14 protein-coding genes are annotated in these 14,761 nt (G+C 48.1%); 10 read left to right on the top strand and 4 right to left on the bottom strand.

Annotated features, from left to right (window positions below; translation table 11 throughout):
- The first annotated feature begins 4 nt into the window (after positions 1-4).
- The 8 genes from OH458_RS09340 (at position 5) to cspE (ending at position 7,651) form a co-directional block, all read left to right on the top strand.
- A complete protein-coding gene (locus OH458_RS09340; RefSeq protein ID WP_443088507.1) occupies positions 5-613 on the top strand; it encodes an outer membrane lipoprotein carrier protein LolA in 609 nt (202 codons plus the stop codon).
- Complete coding sequence (locus tag OH458_RS09335; protein ID WP_269978115.1) at positions 585-2,921, top strand: MMPL family transporter; 2,337 nt, start codon at positions 585-587, stop codon at positions 2,919-2,921. Before OH458_RS09340 ends, OH458_RS09335 begins: the two co-directional genes overlap by 29 nt.
- On the top strand, positions 2,921-3,544 hold the full coding sequence (locus OH458_RS09330) for a DUF3261 domain-containing protein (RefSeq protein ID WP_269978114.1): 624 nt from the start codon (positions 2,921-2,923) through the stop codon (positions 3,542-3,544). Before OH458_RS09335 ends, OH458_RS09330 begins: the two co-directional genes overlap by 1 nt.
- 9 nt (positions 3,545-3,553) lie before the next feature.
- Positions 3,554-4,741: a beta-ketoacyl-[acyl-carrier-protein] synthase family protein gene (locus OH458_RS09325; RefSeq protein ID WP_269978113.1), complete on the top strand. Its 1,188-nt coding sequence runs from the start codon at positions 3,554-3,556 to the stop codon at positions 4,739-4,741.
- Positions 4,734-5,198, top strand: coding sequence for a hotdog family protein (locus OH458_RS09320; protein WP_269978112.1), 465 nt, complete (start codon positions 4,734-4,736; stop codon positions 5,196-5,198). The genes OH458_RS09325 and OH458_RS09320 overlap by 8 nt, the downstream gene beginning before the upstream one ends.
- Positions 5,195-5,920 (top strand): 3-ketoacyl-ACP reductase FabG2, encoded by a 726-nt coding sequence (locus tag OH458_RS09315; protein ID WP_269978111.1) that lies wholly within the window; start codon positions 5,195-5,197, stop codon positions 5,918-5,920. Before OH458_RS09320 ends, OH458_RS09315 begins: the two co-directional genes overlap by 4 nt.
- The gene (locus OH458_RS09310; RefSeq protein ID WP_269978110.1) at positions 5,917-7,143 is read left to right on the top strand and encodes a beta-ketoacyl-ACP synthase; all 1,227 of its coding nucleotides are present in this window, start codon (positions 5,917-5,919) and stop codon (positions 7,141-7,143) included. The genes OH458_RS09315 and OH458_RS09310 overlap by 4 nt, the downstream gene beginning before the upstream one ends.
- Positions 7,144-7,438: 295 nt before the next feature.
- Entirely contained in the window at positions 7,439-7,651 is a 213-nt protein-coding gene (gene cspE / locus OH458_RS09305) for a transcription antiterminator/RNA stability regulator CspE (protein WP_005473978.1), read from the top strand.
- Between the two features lie 180 nt (positions 7,652-7,831).
- On the opposite strand, the gene OH458_RS09300 is transcribed toward cspE, so the two are convergent.
- On the bottom strand, positions 7,832-8,353 hold the full coding sequence (locus OH458_RS09300) for a DUF2058 domain-containing protein (protein WP_269978109.1): 522 nt from the start codon (positions 8,351-8,353) through the stop codon (positions 7,832-7,834).
- Positions 8,354-8,641: 288 nt separating this feature from the next.
- Here OH458_RS09300 and speA point away from each other — a divergent pair, with 288 nt between their 5' ends.
- Positions 8,642-10,552 carry an arginine decarboxylase gene (gene speA / locus OH458_RS09295; protein WP_269978108.1) on the top strand — a complete coding sequence of 637 codons (1,911 nt, stop codon included), beginning with the start codon at positions 8,642-8,644 and terminating at the stop codon, positions 10,550-10,552.
- Complete coding sequence (gene speB, locus OH458_RS09290; protein WP_038135828.1) at positions 10,553-11,479, top strand: agmatinase; 927 nt, start codon at positions 10,553-10,555, stop codon at positions 11,477-11,479.
- Positions 11,480-11,546: 67 nt separating this feature from the next.
- On the opposite strand, the gene OH458_RS09285 is transcribed toward speB, so the two are convergent.
- From OH458_RS09285 to OH458_RS09275, 3 genes are all read right to left on the bottom strand, one after another.
- On the bottom strand, positions 11,547-12,143 hold the full coding sequence (locus OH458_RS09285) for a hypothetical protein (RefSeq protein WP_269978107.1): 597 nt from the start codon (positions 12,141-12,143) through the stop codon (positions 11,547-11,549).
- A 115-nt stretch (positions 12,144-12,258) separates the two neighbouring features.
- On the bottom strand, positions 12,259-13,647 hold the full coding sequence (locus OH458_RS09280) for an SLC13 family permease (RefSeq protein ID WP_269978106.1): 1,389 nt from the start codon (positions 13,645-13,647) through the stop codon (positions 12,259-12,261).
- Between the two features lie 159 nt (positions 13,648-13,806).
- Positions 13,807-14,658 (bottom strand): alpha/beta hydrolase, encoded by an 852-nt coding sequence (locus OH458_RS09275; protein WP_269978105.1) that lies wholly within the window; start codon positions 14,656-14,658, stop codon positions 13,807-13,809.
- Positions 14,659-14,761: the final 103 nt, after the last annotated feature.

Raw genomic sequence — 14,761 nt, 5'->3', positions numbered from 1 at the left:
ATTGATTAAGAAGTGCTTATCCGCTGCGCTACTCATCTGCTCGCCGTTCGTTACCGCGCAGGTGACAGACCTAGACTCACTGCAACAGCAGCTAGCGAAAAATGAAACGGTGCGTGGCGATTTTGTTCAGTCACGTCACCTAGAGATGTTTGACCAACCGCTAAGCTCGCAAGGTCAGTTTACATTGAGCAAATCTCGTGGATTACTGTGGCAACAAGCGAGCCCCTTTCCTGTCAGCTTAGTGTTGACCGAAGATAAGTTACGCCAAACCTTTGCTGGCCAAGCGCCCCAAACCATTACCGCAAAAGATAACCCGATGGCGTTCTACTTTAGCCACGTGTTCTTAGCCGTCTTTCATGGCGATACCGCCGCGCTTGAGGAGCAGTTCGCCGTCGATTTCAAAGTCGATACAGGCAACTGGACGATTACGCTCATCCCAAATCAGGCGCCATTGAACGCCGTATTTAAGCAAATCACACTGACAGGGCGCGATGACATCGAGCATTTAGAGTTGCAAGAGCTGCGCGGTGATAAAACGGACATCTTCTTCTCGAACCAAACCTCAGAGCCACAAGGTCTGACCGATGCTGAACAAGCGCAATTTAATTTCTAATCTAACACTGAACCAGCGTGCTATCGCGCTGGTTTGGCTGGTATTGGTCGCCCTTTTCGTCGCTATGCTTGGCAAGCAATGGCTCTACTCAGAGCACGCGCCCGTAGAAACCATTATTCTTAAGCTGTTACCCAAGAACCAACAAAACCCTGTGGCTGAACAAGCGTTCGAAGCCGTTTCCAACAGCATGAGCGATAAAGTCGTCTTTCTACTGACGGCGCCAGAAGAGGACTCTTTATTCTCCGCAGCCACCGAACTCGCAACGGCTTTACAAGGCACGCAGCTATTTGATCAAGTGACGGGCAAGATCAGCGCAGAACAACAAAAACAGTGGGCTGCATATTACTTTGAACACCGTCACCAGCAGTTAACCCCTGAACAAAGACAACGACTGACCAGTACGCCTCAAGAGCAAGTACAACTTGTGGTTCAGTCCATTTACAACCCTTTCTCAGGCGTGACAGGACAAGAGCTGAAAAACGACCCTTTTCTTCTGTTTCGTGATTATTTAGCCCAAGTGTCTGCGCAAAATAGTGTCTTCACATTAAAAAATGGCTTCCTAACGACCCACTTTCAGGGTCAAGAGTATGTGCTGGTCACCGCTTCGCTGACGGATTCCCCATACAGTTTGGCGGCGCAGCAGGGCGTTGCTGACATCCAACAGATTGAACAGCAAATCGAAGAGACTTTCCAAGCAACTATCCACCATACGGGGGTGTTGTTTTACGCCGAGTTTGGGACAGAAAGTGCCAAATCAGAGATCAGCACCATCGGCCTATTCTCACTGCTAGGCGTCATTGGCTTGTTTGTCGCTGTCTTTCGCAGTGTCACACCCTTAGCCTTGGCACTATTGTCGATTTCTATTGGTCTGCTTGCCGCTCTTGCAGTCACAACCTGGCTGTTTGGACGCGTTCACTTGTTTAGCCTTGTATTTGGAGCAAGTTTGATTGGGGTGTCGATTGACTACGCGTTTCACTACCTCACTGAGCGCTTAGCGGAGGGCAAGCAGTGGGACAGTCGCAAAGGGCTCACGCACATTTTTGCCGCCATCACCATGGGCCTGGCAACCAGCTTGATTGGCTATTTGGGGATGCTGATTGCACCGTTCCCTGGCTTACAGCAACTTGCGCTGTTCTCATCCATTGGATTGATCGCCGCCTACATTACCGTCGTCGCTTGGTACCCAATTCTGGCGAAAAAACCAAGCCCTTCACGTCCATTGCCCGGAGATTCCCTTTGGCGGTGGTGGCTCAACGTGTGGTCTAAACCGACCTATCGCATTGCGCTACCGATTATTTGTCTCGTAGCCACGGCCTATCCGTTAAGCCAACTTCGCTACGACGATGATATTCGCCAACTTCAAGCCATGCCTGACTCATTAAAGCAACAAGAGCATCGAATAAGCGAAGTGAGTGGATTAAAGTCTTCTCAGCAGATGCTTGTGGTAACGGCGCATGATGATGATTCTTTGATGCAAAAACTCGAAGCGATTACGCCTCAACTCGACAAGTGGCAACAACAAGGCGTCATAAAGCAGTATCAAAGCTTGAACCAATTTCTCAGCTCCGAGCAGATGCAGCAGCAAGATTTTACCTTGACCGCGCAGTTGTATCAGACTCAAGCTAAGACCTTAGCCGCAAGTTTGGGACTGGTCGAGACGCCTGATTTTGCGGCGGAGTTCTCGCCTATCTCGCTCCAAGCGTATCTGGCAAATCCTGTCTCGGAGCCAATCCGCTTCCTCTACATTGGCCAATTCGATGACAGCGTCGCCAGTGTGATTGTCTTAACCGAACTCAGCGATCCCGAGCTTGTGATAAGTTGGGCGCAAGAGGATAACAACATCAGTTATCTCAATAAGGCGCAAGAAATCTCCCTGCTGTTTGCCAAGTATCGAACCCATGTGATGGAGTTGCTTGCCCTCGCAATCACCATTATTAGCGCACTGCTTATCAAACGCTACGGCCTTCAACATGCCATCAGCATTGTGTTGCCTTCGTTGATCGCCTGCATTGCAGGGCTCTCGGCAGCGTCGGCTCTGGGATCGACTCTGAACTTATTCAACCTACTGGCGCTTATTTTGATCATCGGTATCGGCATTGATTACACCTTGTTTTTTGCCGAGAAATCACGCAGCCACAGCACCTTGCTCGCCATTACCTTATCAGCTATTACTACCCTGCTCTCGTTTGGACTATTGGCACTGAGTGACACCCATGCAATTCATAGCTTTGGGATTACCGTGCTCAGTGGTATTTTTGTCGCTTGGCTACTCTCACCGTTAGCCATCAACCTAAAGGATGAGACATAATGAGCGTTCGATCATTTCAACAGCTGGTCAGCAGTTTCGCCATCGCTTTGGTGCTTACCGCCTGCGCATCAGCACCAAAAGAAGTGACGCCAAAAGTCCAAATCAGTGATGAGATTGCGGTGACCTTGCCGCCCCCAGAACAGCTGGGCTACACCTTAACCGCGAGTCAGTTAATCAGCGCCACTTGGGTCACATCTACTTCCGAGCGCAGCGAACAATTGCCCGTTCAACTACAAGTTGATCAAGACAAGCTAGTGTTAGCCGGATTTTCATCTTGGGGCACCAGAATTTTGTCGTTAAATTATCAATCCGAGATGATCACCACCGATGTGCTTGCAGGATTACAAGGCGTACTGCCTCAGCCTGAACAGGTGCTTTTTAACCTGATGATCACGCTCTGGCCGGGTTCTGCTTGGGAAGGCCCTCTAAATGAGGTAAGGTGGCAGCTTATTGATAAAGGCAATTCAAGAAGCATCTTCAATAGCCAAGGTGAACAAGTCATTGATATTCAATATAGCAGTGACGAACGGCTTGATGGGGACATCCGATTCCATCAGTTATCTGACGACTACACCATCATCATTAAAACGCTGCAATACCGAAAAACGCCATTTACACCATAGATAGTTAGCATGACAACACGCGCTTCCTCACCTGTTTATATTCAAGACTGTGGCTTCCACTCCGCGATGGGAAGTGAGCACCAGCACATTCACCAATGTCTATTGGGCGAAAGAGCGTCCAATATGGTGCGAGATGACGACATCCTGAATACTCAACGCTCAACCTACGTAGGACGAGTGGCGGAGTCGCTTCCTCCCCTTCCAGAGTCTCTGTGCACATACAACACTCGAAATAACCGTCTCGCCCTCTCTGCGCTTATGCAGATTGAGCCAAGTGTCAAACGCGCAATTGAGCAATACGGCAAGCAAAGAGTTGCCGTGGTGGTGGGCACAAGTACATCAGGCATCTCAGACGGTGAAAGGGCAATCGCGCATAAAGGGCAACATGGCAAGTTCCCAGACCATTTCCACTATAGCCAACAAGAGCTGGGCAACAGCAGTGATTTTGTTGCGCGCTACTTTGGTTTAGAAGGCCCATGCTACTCGATCTCTACGGCGTGTTCGTCGAGTGGTCGCGTCTTCATCAGCGCAAAACGACTGCTTGAGAGCGGCATTGTCGATGCTGTTATCGTCGGTGGTGTCGATACCGTCTGCAAACTCACCTTAAACGGTTTTAATGGTCTAGAAGCGCTGTCAGACCAACTTTGTCGTCCATTTGATGCGCAGCGTAACGGCATTAATATCGGAGAGTCGGCGGCCTTTATGTTGTTAAGTCGCCAACCTACAGACATCGCCTTACTTGGCGTCGGTGACAGCTCTGATGCTCACCATATTTCTGCGCCGCACCCAGAAGGCAATGGCGCAGAACAAGCCATGAGCAAAGCCCTAAAAGACGCAGGACTTGCGCCCAATGACATTGGTTACATCAACGCTCACGGCACAGCGACTCCGCTCAATGACAGCATGGAAAGCAAAGCCATCTATCGCCTATTTGGCCAATCGGTACCGGTGAGTTCCACCAAGCCGCTGACAGGCCATACTCTAGGCGCCGCAAGTGCAACGGAAGCCGCCATCGCATGGCACCTTTTAAAATACGATCTACCACTGCCAAAGCAGCACTGCCAAGACAAAGCCACCGATATCGACGTTTCATTGGTCGAAAGTTTGGCTAAACTCGAAGGCAAAGCCATTTTAAGTAACTCTTTTGCTTTTGGCGGTAACAATATTAGTCTCATATTCGGTTACACCCATGACTAGCTATCCTTGTATCTCGCAACTACTCCCACATGATGAGCCCATGATCTTGATTGATCAGGCTATCGATATTCAGCAAGACTCCATTCATTGCCAAGTTGACATTGGGCCGAAAAATCCCTTCTTTGATACTCAGTCAAAGACAGTTCCAGCTTATGTTGGTATTGAGTTTATGGCGCAATCTATCGCCGCATGGTCTGGATATCACGCTATGAAGAAAGGTGAGCAACCGCCGATAGGTTTTTTACTCGGCAGCCGTCGCTATACCTCTCACTGTGACACGTTTCAAGCAGGTTCACGTTTGGACATGTACGCTGAACAAGTGATGGAAGATAACGGTATGGCGGTATTCTCCGCTCGTATAGAAATCGACAGCCAAGTTGTCGCCAGTTGTCAGCTTAACGTTTATGTTCCGTCCCAAGAAAAATTAGAAGAAATGAAAACTAGGAGTCAATTATGACCCGAAATGTCTTAGTCACTGGTGCCAGTAAAGGTATCGGCAAGGCAATTGCCATCCAACTTGCAAAGGATGGGTTTACTATTGCAGTTCATTATATGGGCGACCAGAACGGTGCGCAGCAGACCTTAGATACCATTGTTGAAAATGGCGGTAGCGGCCGTCTTATTCAGTTTGATATCAGCAACCGTGAAGAGTGCCGCGAAAAGCTAGAAGCAGACATCGCAGAAAATGGCGCATACTACGGTGTGGTTAACAACGCAGGCATTACCCGTGATACCGCCTTCCCAGCGATGACGGAAGAAGAGTGGGATGGCGTGATCCACACCAACTTGGATAGCTTCTACAACGTTTTACACCCATGCGTGATGCCAATGGTACAAAAACGTAAAGGTGGACGAATCGTGACGCTTGCGTCCGTGTCTGGTCTTATGGGCAATCGTGGTCAAACCAACTACAGCGCCGCGAAAGCCGGTATTATCGGTGCGACCAAATCCCTCGCCCTAGAGTTGGCTAAACGCAAAATCACCGTCAACTGCGTCGCGCCCGGTCTCATTGACACGGGAATGGTCGATGAGCATGTCAAAGAGCACGCAATGCCGCAAATCCCTCTTCGTCGAATGGGCGAACCGGAAGAAGTCGCAGGCCTTGTTAGTTACTTAATGTCTGACATTGCTGGTTATGTGACGCGCCAAGTCATCTCTGTAAATGGAGGCTTAGTATGAGTCGTCGCGTAGTAGTGACAGGCATGTCGGGCGTCACGGCCTTCGGTAATGATTGGGACAGCATCGAGCCAAAGCTGCGCGCATGCGAAAATGCCACTCAATACATGCCCTCTTATGAGCAGTACGAAGGTTTAAACACCAAATTGGCAGCACCCGTTGACCACTTTGAGCTTCCTAAACACTACAAAAGAAAGCAAGTCCGTGGAATGGGGCGCGTTTCTAAACTCGCAACCGTCGCGACAGAAAACGCGCTAAACCAAGCAGGGTTAATCGGTCACGACGTGCTAACCAATGGCCAAACGGGTATTGCTTACGGCTCATCAACGGGCAGTACCGATGCGATCGGCGCTTTTGGTGTCATGCTCAATGAGAAAACCACCAAAGCAATCACCGCAACTACCTACGTACAAATGATGCCGCACACGACCGCGGTGAATGTTGGCCTGTTCTTTGGTCTAAAAGGCCGAGTGATTCCGACCAGCAGCGCGTGTACGTCCGGTAGCCAAGCCATTGGATATGCGTATGAAGCGATCAAACACGGTTATCAAACGGTGATGGTTGCCGGCGGTGGCGAAGAACTCTGCCCAACGGAATCTGCCGTTTTCGATACGCTATTTGCTACCAGCCTGAAGAATGAATCTCCAAAATCGACCCCACGTCCGTATGACGCAGGTCGAGATGGCCTCGTGATTGGTGAAGGCGCAGGAACCTTAGTACTCGAGGAGTATGAGCATGCCGTAGCGCGCGGGGCAAAGATTTACGCTGAAATCGTCGGTTTTGCCAGCAATTGCGACGCCGCCCACGTGACACAACCTCAAATGGAAACCATGCAAATCTGTATGGAAATGGCGCTACAAGATGCAGGCATAGAGCCAGAAAGAATCGATTATGTCTCTGCCCACGGCACGGCAACTGACCGTGGCGACATTGCAGAAAGCAATGCTACCGCTAATGCACTAGGTAAAGTGCCAATCAGCTCTTTGAAGAGTTATTTTGGCCATACGTTGGGTGCTTGCGGCGCGATCGAAGCATGGCTGAGCCTAGAGATGATGCATACAGGCTGGTTTAGCCCGACATTAAATCTCGAAACATTGGATGAACAATGCGGTCATTTGGACTATATTACAGGTGCAGGCCGCGAATTAGAGGTCGAATACCTCATGAGCAATAATTTTGCTTTTGGTGGTATCAATACGTCTATCATCTTTAAAAAGTTAGCGTGATAGCTCGCTTTTTCTTATTGATGACGTACTTATAGAGGAAGGGGCTTATTGCCGAATTCGATCACGAATATGGTCAATCTGGAAAATAAGCCTTTACTCCTCCGAGGCGCTGACATACTATTGCGTCGCTCTGTTATTCAGGGTTATTAGTGAAACTCAAGTAAAAGTAAATCATTCAGAATGTTCGCATTCTGCTGCAGTACAGTTAGATTTTCCCTTAGCTTCATAGTTACATTTAATAGTTCAATTTTTCAGCGCACCAAACATTTAATTAAACTTATACAAGGGACACATCATGTCTAACAAAACTACTGGCACAGTAAAATGGTTTAACGAAGAGAAAGGCTTCGGTTTCATCACTCAAGAAAACGGCGGTGCTGACGTATTCGTACACTTCCGCGCTATCACTGGCGAAGGCTTCAAAACTCTAGCTGAAGGCCAAAAGGTTGCTTTCGAAGTTGAGCAAGGCCAAAAAGGTCCTCAAGCTGCTAACGTTGAAGTACTATAATTTTAGATTGACTCAAGCGTCAATTTTCTAAGATTTCAAAAACCAGCCCAAGTGGCTGGTTTTTTTATGCTTTGCATCCTACCAACCTCTAGCTCATATCCCTCGCACCACTTTATCCATGTTTAGGCAAAAAAAACGCCCTGCCAATGCAGAGCGCTGTGTAAACCTATCTTGCTGCCATTACCACATCAGGTCATCTGGCACGACGAAATCTGCGTACGGGTCATCTTCCGCAGGCATATCCTCCGCTGGGGCGTTTTGCTCGATGATCACACTCTCATCACGCAGAGCAATCTTCTTCGCTACGCTGCTAGGAATAACGACATAGGTATCGTCTGTACGCGCAATCGATAGAATGCCTTTCGCTAGCTGATCACGCGTCAATGGCTCAACGTAAAGCGCTTTAACAAGTGTTCCATCGGTAAAGTTGTATTTAATCTCACCCTCTTTCTGTTCGATGGTGTTCATTTCGATAAGCTGTTTAATTTGCGCTTTGATCTCTTTGGATAGACGCTGCTCTTTCTGCTCTTCACTCAGCGCCTTATCACGCTCTTGCTGTAAGCGTTTGTTTTCTTCAACAGCTGCTTTAACTTCGCGCGCTTGGACACGAGATTTCTTCGAGCCTTTCTTCGCTTTTTTGAGTTTTTTCTCGTTCACTAAGCCTGCTTTTAGCATCTGCTCTTGAAGTGTCAGTTTTGCCATGGTTCTTCCAAAGGTAATCAATTTGCGTCCATTTTAGCGGTTCAACTAACGCAAATAAAGGTTGATAGCCGTATTCCCACTTCTGATTTAAGCCGATTTAATCATAATTTTTATCTATATAAGCTTGGCTATCTTTTCGACAAAATTAATTTGTTAGACTCTGACGGCTTTTTGTCCGTTAATGCGCTCAACCCGGCCAAAAGCGTCCCATGACTCCTGCCGTGTTAGGTATGACTTCAGGTTCTTCTGATTCATGTTTCACTCTCCTTATTCTATGAGAGACTAGACGTGGAAAATATTTCCAAACTCGATCGTGTTCGCGCGGACTACAACGTACATTACTGGAGCCAAGGCTTCTATGGCATTGATAATCAGGGCGAAGTGTATGTGTCGCCTCGTAGCGACCAATCGCACCAGATTCCGCTCAGTAATATCGTTTCAAAGCTGGAAGAACAGCAACTTAACTTGCCTGTACTGGTTCGATTTCCTCAGATCTTGCACCAACGCGTGCATGGCATTTGTGATGCATTTAACCAAGCGATCGACGAGTATCAATACACGAACAACTACTTGCTGGTTTACCCAATTAAAGTGAACCAACAAAAAGAAGTCGTCGATGAGATTTTGGAAAGCCAAGCACAATTAGAAACCAAACAGCTAGGACTGGAAGCTGGCAGCAAACCTGAGCTTCTCGCGGTGTTGGCTCTCGCACAAAAAGCGAGCTCCGTCATCGTGTGTAACGGTTACAAAGACCGTGAGTATGTTCGGTTGGCGCTGATTGGTGAAAAGCTTGGTCATAAGGTCTTTATCGTACTTGAGAAGTTGTCCGAGCTTGATCTTGTGCTTAAAGAAGCGAAAAGCCTTGGCGTGAAACCGCGCATGGGGATTCGTATTCGCCTTGCGTCACAAGGTGCAGGGAAATGGCAATCCAGCGGTGGTGAAAAGTCCAAATTTGGTTTGGCCGCGTCTCAAGTTCTGACTGTGATTGACCGTTTAAGAGAAGAAGACCAGCTCGATGCATTGCAGTTAGTGCATTTCCACCTAGGCTCTCAAATGGCCAACATTCGCGATATTCGTAATGGTGTGAATGAGTCTGCACGATTCTACTGCGAACTACGTGGCATGGGCGCCGACATCCAGTTCTTTGATATCGGCGGCGGTCTTGCGGTTGATTATGACGGCACTCGTAGCCAGTCATCAAACTCAATGAACTACGGCTTGATTGAGTACGCTCGTAACATCGTTAGCACCGTGGGCGATGTGTGTCAGCAGTATGAGCAACCAGAACCAGTCATTATTTCTGAGTCTGGCCGTTCTTTGACTGCTCACCATGCTGTACTGATCACAAACGTTATCGGCACAGAGGCGTACCATCCAGAAAGTGTGAGTGCACCTGACGCCCATGACCCAATTTTGCTACAAAACATGTGGTCGAACTGGGAAACGTTACAAAATGACAGTAATGCACGCGCACTGATTGAAATTTACAACGACACGCAAAGCGACTTAGCTGAGGTGCATTCTCAGTTCGCGATGGGATTGTTGAACTTGTACCAGCGAGCATGGGCAGAACAACTGTCGCTGCGTATTTACTACGAATTGAGTGGACAACTCAGCGCAAAAAACCGTTTCCATCGTCCAATTTTGGATGAGCTAAACGAGCGTTTAGCCGACAAGTTTTTCGTTAACTTCTCGTTGTTCCAATCGCTTCCAGACGCATGGGGCATTGATCAGGTCTTCCCTGTTCTGCCACTGTCAGGATTGGAAAATGTGGAAGATCGCCGCGCTGTGATGCTCGACATTACCTGTGACTCCGACGGTGCGATTGAGCAATACGTTGAAGGCCAAGGTATCGAGACCACATTGCCAGTACCTGCTTGGACGAAAGACAAGCCATACTTAATGGGCTTTTTCTTGGTCGGTGCTTATCAAGAGATTCTTGGCGACATGCACAACCTATTTGGCGATACCCATAGTGCAGTTGTGACCGTCAATGAGAGCGGAGAAGCAGTCATTGAACGCATCGATGAAGGCGACACGGTAGAAGACATGATGCGTTACGTGCACATAGATGTGGATAATATTCGCAGCAACTACCGCGAGCTGGTGTCAGAACGTGTTGACGCAAGTGAACAGCAAACCATACTTGAAGAATTAGAGGGTGGCCTGTCTGGTTACACCTACTTAGAGGATTTCTAAATGAATGATTTGTTTACCAAGACTGATTATTCACTCTACTCAAACTCCATGAGTTTTATGCGCAGACCGTATCTGCGCAACCCTGTCTCATCAGACGCTGATCTCGTGGTACTTGGCGTGCCACTCGACATGGCGACATCAGGTCGCCCTGGTGCGCGTATGGGTCCAGATGCGATCCGCCGCGCTTCGGTTAACTTGGCGTGGGAAGGAAAGAAATTTCCATGGGATTTCAACGTATTCGACCGAGCAAAAGTCATTGATGCCGGCGATTTGGTGTTTGATTGTGGTGACGCCGAAGATTTTACTTACCGCTTAGAAGCGGCCACCAGTGAAATCTTGAAAAGTGGCAAAACCATGCTGGCGTTAGGCGGTGACCATTTCATCACTCTGCCTATTTTGCGCGCCTACGCGAAGCATCATGGGGAAATGGCGTTGATTCACTTTGACGCCCATACCGATACCTATGCCAATGGCAGCAGTTACGATCATGGCACTATGTTTTACCACGCCCCAAATGAAGGGCTAATTTCGCCAAAACATTCGGTGCAGATTGGTATTCGTACAGAGTACAAACGCGACGAACACGGATTCAACGTGATCAATGCGATGGAAGCGAACGAGCTAAGCGCTGAGGATATCGTGGCACGCATCCGAGACATCATTGGTGACAAACCTGTTTATGTCACCTTCGATATTGATTGTCTAGACCCAGCGTTTGCGCCGGGCACTGGCACTCCTGTTTGCGGCGGCCTTAACTCGGACAAGGTGCTTAAAATACTGCGTGCTCTTGCCGGAATTAACATTGTGGGTATGGACGTTGTCGAAGTCTCACCACCGTACGATCACAGCGACGTTACAGCGCTTGCAGGCGCCACCATTGCGTTGGAGTTGATGTACGCTTGGGCGTTTAATCGAGAAAGCGAGTAATCCCTTGCAACCTAAAAGCTGACGTTAATGCGTCAGCTTTTTTGTTTTTGGCGCGCTCGAACCATCATCAAGACTTGTCGGCCGAATCAACATGACGCTCTAACCGCTTTGCAATCTCTCCTTGTTGGTTGGAGATGGAGTCTAGCGCATCCGCAGTGGTTTTGATTGCGCCCGCCATCGAAGCGATGTTCTGAGTCACCGCAACCAATGACGACTGCATCGGCCGCAGAATGAACCAGCCTATCGCAGCAATCACTAACACAACCACCAATCCGATCGCCGCGACAACAAGCAATACCTTAAAGCGTAGGTCATCCATAAATACTTTACTTTCATCAGAGATCGTCTGTTTAGAGCGCTCAAATGCTTGAGGCAATGACTCAACCGACGACTTCGACAAGTGCACCAACTGATTTAGATTTTCAATCGTATCGCCCAGCATGCGCTGCTGATCCGCGTTAAGATTATCACTTTGAGCTATTTGGCCGAGCGCCACTCCAATTTGGTCCAGCGATTCACGCGTTTGATCAATCGACCGTTCAACACCATCAAGCTCAAGCGTCATGTTGACCTTAATGAACGACTCAGTCGGCTCCTCTTTTACCACTTCAGCAAAAAGCAAGCTGCTCCAAACCGCGACCAGTATCCCTACACTCCATTTCATTGGCTTTCCTTAACCCGTTGTCTTTGTCGTTGCGAAAACTGCATTGAGCAATCTTACGAATCTAATCGTAAAAAAGCGAGGCCATTTGCCTCGCTTTAGTTTTTATTGCGTGTTGTTAAGTCCACAAACTCAACGCGATAAAGGTTAGTGCACCAATACACGCGAGGTTCAAAATGATCCCGACTCGCATCATCTCACTTTGCTTAATGTGACCAGAGCCAAACACAATCGCGTTAGGAGGCGTGGCAACAGGCAACATAAAGGCACACGACGCCGCAACAGCGATCAATACCGATAGGACCACAGGCGACATACCGAAGGCTTCTGCGACACTTGCGAATACCGGAATCAGTAGTGCCGCGCTTGCAGTATTACTAGCAAACTCGGTCAAGAAGACGACAAATACAGCGATGACCGCAATAATAAAGAAGATGCCTAAGTGAGCAATCATTTCACTTAAGCCATTCGCCAAGAATACACTGGTTCCTGTCGCTTTTAATACGTTGCTCAAACAGATACCACCACCGAACAACAGTAACACCCCCCAGTCAGCGGTTTTTTCAATGTCTTTCCAGTGCACAACGCGTGCAAAGTTCACCGCTACGATCGCGCCTAACGCCACAACGGTATCAAACTTGGCGTAGCCGCCTAACATGGCGTTAATTGGCTTGCTAAAAATCCATAAACATACGGTTGCAGCGAAGATAGCCAAAGTCACCACTTTGCCCTTATCCCAGTTGACCGCTTCTCGGTTTAGTTCAAACTGGCCATTTAAATCTGGCTTGAGTACGAAGAACAGCACCGCAATCGAAACAGGCAAGAGCACTAATGTTGTCGGCACACCAAAGCTCATCCATTCGGTAAATGTTAAGCCGACTTCAGCAGCAGCAATGGCGTTTGGTGGGCTACCTACGATAGTTGCAATACCACCAATACTGGCGCTGTAAGCAATACCAAGCAGCACGAACACATAGGTCTTGTGGCCGCTTTCTGAGTTCACTTTGCTTAATACGCCTAATACCAATGGCAGCATCATCGCGGTGGTTGCCGTATTGCTGATCCACATCGAAAGAGCAGCGGTGACACCAAACAGCATAAATACCGCGACGCTCATCTTACCCTTGGCAAGAATGAGTACTTTGTCAGCAATCACCTTGTCGAGCCCTTGGCGATGCATAGCCGCAGCGAGAGCAAAACCACCAAGGAACAAAAAGATGATCGAGTTGGCAAAGTTGTTCAGTGCGGTTTGGGTATCAAACACACCAAACAATACCGCCATGATGGGGATTAGGATAGCAGTGACGGTGACATGCAAGGCTTCGGTCAACCACAAAATGGCCACAAACGTCAGCATACAGATCCCAAGTACCACTTGGGGATCAAAAGGTAGGGTGAAGTACAGAGCCGCAAACAGCGCGATATTCGCCAAAATAATCATGCTGTTGCGGTTAAAAAACCATTCTCGGGTATTGCTAGGTAAAGGGACACTATCATTTCTATTCATTATTATATTTCCTTATGAGGGCCTTGTGGCATAGCAAATGATCCCACACAACCCTGCTCGGAAATATTTTTTATTGCGAATTTGTTAACCACATCAAAATCATGGTTAACAATGTTAAGTTAATGAATACACTTGATAAGTTTCCATCATTTCTGTTGATTAAATACCGTTCAATTTATCAAAACTCTGCATCACTTCTGCACACTTCATCACTCTGCCGTGGCCCTGACCTTGGGTTGCAACTAATGTGACATTTGGCATCTCTTCAGCGGCGCGTTGAGAGACCGAGAACTTGGTAAACTTATCGCCTTCATCATGAACAATAATAGTCGATGCAGCGCGAAGTTTGAGTTTGTTGTAAGGATCGACCGATTGAATCGGGTAGCGATATTCCTCTTCCACCTCAGAAACTACCGCATTGAACAAACGCATTGAATAGCCAGAGCGAGCGACGCTGCCAAATAGATTATCCAGATAGTCGAGGACAGGTGCGATCAGCAAAAACGGCTTATCCACCAGCTTCTTGTGATGACATTCAATCGACGAAGCGGTCCCCATACTATGGCCGACTAACCCCGCAACTTCGTCAACACTATCCAGTATCGCTTCCAAGCCGTGAACAAAAGCGGGGATATGGCCATAAACACCACCACTTTGCCCATGACCTGGGTGATCATAAGCCAATGCGGCATAGCCTCGGCTGGCGATATGCTCCATTAATGGGTAGAACTGGCTCGCACTGCCCGACCAACCATGAGTCAACACCCACACAGGACCAGAGCCAAGTTGATAGGTCTTGAGCACACCTTCTTTTGAAGTAACCTCACCTTTAACTAAGCCAGCAGGCTCGGCGTTTTTCGGCTGAGTGCGAGCAGGAGTGAGCAGCAATTTGCGCGCGGTATTTTTTGCATGACTTGGCGCCAACGTATGATGCAGACGGGTGGTCAAGTTGACTAGGCTCTTTTTGACGCTGAACTTCTGCGAGGTGTTAAAGTAAATCTTCTCACTCATTTTCTTTTCCTTTCTTTGCCAGTCCTTACCTCTCGAAAAAGCGAACGACCGTGCTATTTTTAGTTAAATAATAAGCCAAGTAGAAATACTCAGCTTACTTTGT

This window comes from Vibrio sp. MarTm2 (assembly GCF_027587055.1).
GTDB classification, from domain to species: domain Bacteria; phylum Pseudomonadota; class Gammaproteobacteria; order Enterobacterales; family Vibrionaceae; genus Vibrio; species Vibrio sinaloensis_D.
Note: the sequence above shows the minus strand (reverse complement) of the source record. Positions and strands in the feature narration are given on the sequence as shown.

What these genes read in the sequence shown, in the direction of transcription:
- OH458_RS09335 (WP_269978115.1), top strand. Translation starts at nt 585, where the DNA reads ATGCTGAACAAGCGCAATTTAATTTCTAATCTAACACTGAACCAGCGT.
- OH458_RS09330 (WP_269978114.1), top strand. Translation starts at nt 2,921, where the DNA reads ATGAGCGTTCGATCATTTCAACAGCTGGTCAGCAGTTTCGCCATCGCT.
- OH458_RS09325 (WP_269978113.1), top strand. Translation starts at nt 3,554, where the DNA reads ATGACAACACGCGCTTCCTCACCTGTTTATATTCAAGACTGTGGCTTC.
- OH458_RS09320 (WP_269978112.1), top strand. Translation starts at nt 4,734, where the DNA reads ATGACTAGCTATCCTTGTATCTCGCAACTACTCCCACATGATGAGCCC.
- OH458_RS09315 (WP_269978111.1), top strand. Translation starts at nt 5,195, where the DNA reads ATGACCCGAAATGTCTTAGTCACTGGTGCCAGTAAAGGTATCGGCAAG.
- OH458_RS09310 (WP_269978110.1), top strand. Translation starts at nt 5,917, where the DNA reads ATGAGTCGTCGCGTAGTAGTGACAGGCATGTCGGGCGTCACGGCCTTC.
- cspE (WP_005473978.1), top strand. Translation starts at nt 7,439, where the DNA reads ATGTCTAACAAAACTACTGGCACAGTAAAATGGTTTAACGAAGAGAAA.
- OH458_RS09300 (WP_269978109.1), bottom strand. Translation starts at nt 8,353, where the DNA reads ATGGCAAAACTGACACTTCAAGAGCAGATGCTAAAAGCAGGCTTAGTG.
- speB (WP_038135828.1), top strand. Translation starts at nt 10,553, where the DNA reads ATGAATGATTTGTTTACCAAGACTGATTATTCACTCTACTCAAACTCC.
- OH458_RS09285 (WP_269978107.1), bottom strand. Translation starts at nt 12,143, where the DNA reads ATGAAATGGAGTGTAGGGATACTGGTCGCGGTTTGGAGCAGCTTGCTT.
- OH458_RS09280 (WP_269978106.1), bottom strand. Translation starts at nt 13,647, where the DNA reads ATGAATAGAAATGATAGTGTCCCTTTACCTAGCAATACCCGAGAATGG.
- OH458_RS09275 (WP_269978105.1), bottom strand. Translation starts at nt 14,658, where the DNA reads ATGAGTGAGAAGATTTACTTTAACACCTCGCAGAAGTTCAGCGTCAAA.